Source organism: Streptomyces niveiscabiei (assembly GCF_001419795.1).
GTDB lineage: Bacteria > Actinomycetota > Actinomycetes > Streptomycetales > Streptomycetaceae > Streptomyces > Streptomyces niveiscabiei.
In genome coordinates this window covers 1-3,936 of record NZ_LIRL01000725.1, presented here as the reverse complement: position 1 = coordinate 3,936, position 3,936 = coordinate 1, and the positions used below count along the sequence as shown (strand labels likewise).

Here is a 3,936-nt window from a genome sequence, read left to right as displayed (position 1 = left end):
CGGCACCGCTGAAAACCCTCACTGGAGGGGCGGAGGTGAGGCGGATGCTGGACGCCGGTGAGCGGATGGGTGCCGAGGAGCTGCGGGACACGCAGCTGCGGCGGCTGCGGTGGTCGCTGCGGCACGCGTACGACAACGTGCCGTTCTACCGGGACGCCTTCGACAAGGCGGGCCTGCGTCCGGAGGACTGCGCGTCGCTGGACGATCTCGCGCGGTTCCCGTTCACCGCGAAGGCGGATCTGCGGGCGAACTATCCGTACGGGATGTTCGCGGTCGACCGGCGTGAGGTGCGGCGGCTGCACGCGTCGAGCGGGACGACGGGCGTGCCGACGGTCGTCGGGTACACGCGGGCCGATCTCGATCTGTGGGCGGACCTCGTGGCCCGGTCGATCCGCGCGGCGGGCGGGCGGCCGGGGGACGTCGTCCATGTGGCGTACGGGTACGGCCTGTTCACGGGCGGGCTCGGCGCGCACTACGGGGCCGAGCGGCTCGGCTGTACGGTCGTCCCCGCGTCCGGGGGCATGACGGGCCGGCAGGTCCAGCTCATCCGGGACCTGGAGCCGCGGGTCATCATGGTCACGCCCTCGTACATGCTGACGCTCCTCGACGAGTTCGAACGGCAGGGCGTCGATCCGCGCTCCACCTCGCTGGAGGTCGGGGTGTTCGGGGCGGAGCCGTGGACGGAGGAGATGCGGCGGGAGATCGAGGAGCGGTTCGGGATCGACGCGGTCGACATATACGGGCTGTCCGAGGTCATCGGCCCCGGGGTCGCGCAGGAGTGCGTCGAGACGAAGGACGGCCTGCACGTCTGGGAGGACCACTTCTACCCCGAGGTCGTCGACCCGGTGACCGGCGAGGTGCTGCCGGACGGGGCGGAGGGCGAGCTGGTCTTCACGTCCCTGACGAAGGAGGCGATGCCGGTCGTCCGCTACCGCACCCGCGACCTGACGCGGCTGCTGCCCGGTACGGCCCGCGCCTTCCGCCGGATGGCGAAGGTCACCGGCCGCAGTGACGACCTGGTGATCCTGCGCGGCGTGAACCTCTTCCCCACGCAGATCGAGGAGATCGTCCTGCGCACCCCGGGGGTCGCGCCGCACTTCCAGCTCCGCCTGACCCGCGAGGGCCGCATGGACGCGCTCACCGTCCGCGCGGAGGCCCGTCCCGACGCGGCTCCCGGGGACCGGCGTACGGCGGAGGCGGCGATCGCCGCGGCCGTCAAGGACGGGATCGGCGTCACGGTGACGGTGGAGGTCGTCGACCCCGGGACCCTGGAGCGGTCGGTCGGAAAGATCCGCAGGATCGTGGACCTCAGGCCCCGCTGAGCCTGTCTCGCAGCTCCCGCTTGAGGATCTTGCCGCTGGCGTTGCGGGGGAGGGCGTCCACGAACACGATCCGCTTCGGGGCCTTGAAGTGGTCCAGTCTCTCGCGGGCGTGGGTGAGGAGTTCGGCCTCGGTGACCTCGCCTCGCGGGACGACGACCGCGGTGATCGCCTCGATCCACTTCTCGTCCGGCAGGCCGATCACGGCTGCCTCGGCGACCGCCTCGTGGGTGTAGAGCGCGTCCTCGACCTGGCGGGAGGCAACGAGGACGCCGCCCGTGTTGATGACGTCCTTCACGCGGTCAACGATCGTGTAGAAGCCGTGGGCGTCCTTGACCGCGAGGTCGCCGGAGTGGAACCAGCCGTCCCGGAAGGCCGCTTCGGTCTCCTCCGGCTTCTCCCAGTACCCGTCGCACAGCTGCGGCGACCGGTACACGATCTCCCCGGCCGTCCCGTCGGCCACCTCCTCGCCGTTCTCGTCGACGACCTTCGCGTCCACGAACAGGACCGTGCGCCCGCACGAGTCGAGGCGGCCCTTGTGCTCGTCCGGTGCGAGGACCATGGCGAGGGGGCCGATCTCGCTCTGGCCGAAGCAGTTGTAGAAGCCGAGCTTCGGGAGGCGTGCCCGCAGCCGCTCCAGGACCGGGACCGGCATGATCGACGCGCCGTAGTACGCCTTGCGCAGCCCGCCGAGGTCGCGGGCCGTGAAGTCCTCCCGGTTCGCGAGGGCGATCCACACGGTGGGCGGGGCGAACAGGCTGTCCGCGCGGCCCGTCTCGATCAGCTCGAACAGGCGGTCCCCGTCGGGCGCGTCGAGGATGACGTTCGTCGCCCCGACCGCGAGGTACGGGAGCAGGAACACGTGCATCTGCGCGGAGTGGTACAGCGGCAGCGCGTGCGCGGGCCGGTCCCCGGCACTGAGGTCGAGCGCCGCGATCGCGCTCAGGTACTCGTGGACCAGCGCGCGGTGGGACATCATCGCGCCCTTGGGCAGGGCGGTCGTCCCGGACGTGTACAGCAGCTGGACCAGGTCCTCGGCGCGCGCCCCCTCCCCGTCGTACGGCGCGGCCGTGGCGAGCCGGTCGAGGAGTGAGCCGTCGGTGTCCCTGAGCGCCAACTGCCGTGTCCCGTCCGGGAGGTGGCGCGCGAGGTCGGGGTCGGTGAGGACGAGGGTGGTGCCGGACTGGGTGACCAGGTAGGCGAGGTCGTCGCCCGTGAGGTTCTGGTTGACCGGGACGTGGACCAGGCCCGCCCTGGCGCAGGCGAGGAACGCGATGAGGTAGGCGTCGGAGTTGTGCCCGTAGGCCCCGACCCGGTCCCCCTTCACGAGGCCCTCGGCGAGGAGGACGGCCGCCGCGCGGGAGACCGCGTCGTCGAGTTCCTCGTAGGTCCAGGTGCGGTCGCGGTACTCGATGGCGACACGCGCCGGGGTACGGCCGGCGCTGCGCCGCAGCACCCCGTCGACCGTGGTGCTGGCCTGTCCTGACGTCATGGGGGTGATCCTGGGTGTGCCGCGTTGACTGGTCAAGTCGGGTGGAGGGAAGGGGCGGAGCGGGCGCGGCCCCCGCCTCTCACTCCAGCCGGCCACCGACCCCCGTCCTCCCTTCCGGTACCCCCACCAGCGTCACCAGCGTCCGCTCCCGTATCTCCTCCCCCAGCACCCCGGCCACCGCGTCGGTGATCGCGCCGACCAGCCGGGCCGGTGCCTCGGGGACGTCCGGGTGCCGGTAGGCCCCCTCCCTCATGCTCAGCGTGATCTGCGGCGTCGCCCCGCCCGTCACCACTCCCCCGGTTCCCCTCCGGTTCGCCGGGACGCCGATCAGGTCCACCCCCACCAGCTTGCGGAAACCGTCCCCGAAGACGGATCCCACCGCGTCGGTGAGGGCGACGATCAGCTCCGTCTCCCGGCCCGTGAGGGCCTCCTCGCCCAGATGGACGATGCAGTGCGGCATCACGAGTCCCCTTCTCGCAGGCGGCATGCGTACGATGTCCGCCAGATTGCCTTGCCGAACAAAATAGCTTTGCTACCAAAGATAAAGGAACGGGAGCCGCCTGTCCATGCCCCCAGACGACAACACCGGCGTCGACCCCGCCGTCCGCGAACTCCTCCTGCTGATGCCCCGCCTGGTCGGACGGGCGAAGAAGCTCCCGGTACCGGAGGCGCTCCAGTCGCTCTCCCTGGCCCCCCGGCACCTCTCCCTGCTCTCGTACCTCCTCTTCGACGGCCCGATGACGGTGAACGAACTCGCGGCACGACTCGGTGTCGCCCCCACGACCGTCAGCCTCCTGATCGGCGACCTGAGCAGGAAGGGCGTCCTGGAGCGCCGCGAGGACGAACGCGACCGGCGGCGCCGGATCATCGCCCTGTCCCCCGACCACGAACCGGCGATCACGGCATGGCTGGCCCCGGGCGCGGCGGCCTGGCGCCGGGTCCTGGCACCGCTGACCCCGCTGGAGCGCCGCCTGTTCGTGAACACGCTGCTGGCGTACGAGTCGGAGGTGGGCGAGGAGCCGACGTGAGGGGCGCGGGGAGGCACCGGCACGGCTCCCGACCGGCGCGACCCCCAACCGGCGCGGCCCTCGACCGGCACGGCCCCCGTCCGGCGCACCCCCCGAC

At 71.9% G+C, this 3,936-nt stretch carries 4 protein-coding genes; 2 read left to right on the top strand and 2 right to left on the bottom strand.

Annotation, left to right across the window (positions count from 1 at the left end; genetic code table 11):
* The first annotated feature begins 44 nt into the window (after positions 1-44).
* Entirely contained in the window at positions 45-1,322 is a 1,278-nt protein-coding gene (gene paaK, locus AOK24_RS31820; protein ID WP_055723495.1) for a phenylacetate--CoA ligase PaaK, read from the top strand.
* Here the strand turns inward: paaK and AOK24_RS31815 are convergent.
* Together AOK24_RS31815 and AOK24_RS31810 are read right to left on the bottom strand one after the other, a co-directional pair.
* On the bottom strand, positions 1,309-2,811 hold the full coding sequence (locus tag AOK24_RS31815) for an acyl-CoA synthetase (protein ID WP_055723494.1): 1,503 nt from the start codon (positions 2,809-2,811) through the stop codon (positions 1,309-1,311). The two genes, paaK and AOK24_RS31815, sit on opposite strands and share 14 nt — an antisense overlap.
* 79 nt (positions 2,812-2,890) lie before the next feature.
* Positions 2,891-3,271, bottom strand: coding sequence for a hypothetical protein (locus AOK24_RS31810; RefSeq protein ID WP_055723493.1), 381 nt, complete (start codon positions 3,269-3,271; stop codon positions 2,891-2,893).
* A 106-nt stretch (positions 3,272-3,377) separates the two neighbouring features.
* On the opposite strand from AOK24_RS31810, the gene AOK24_RS31805 reads away from it, so the two are divergent.
* Positions 3,378-3,839, top strand: a complete 462-nt coding sequence (locus AOK24_RS31805) for a MarR family winged helix-turn-helix transcriptional regulator (RefSeq protein WP_055723492.1) — start codon at positions 3,378-3,380, stop codon at positions 3,837-3,839.
* The last annotated feature ends 97 nt before the right edge of the window (positions 3,840-3,936 follow it).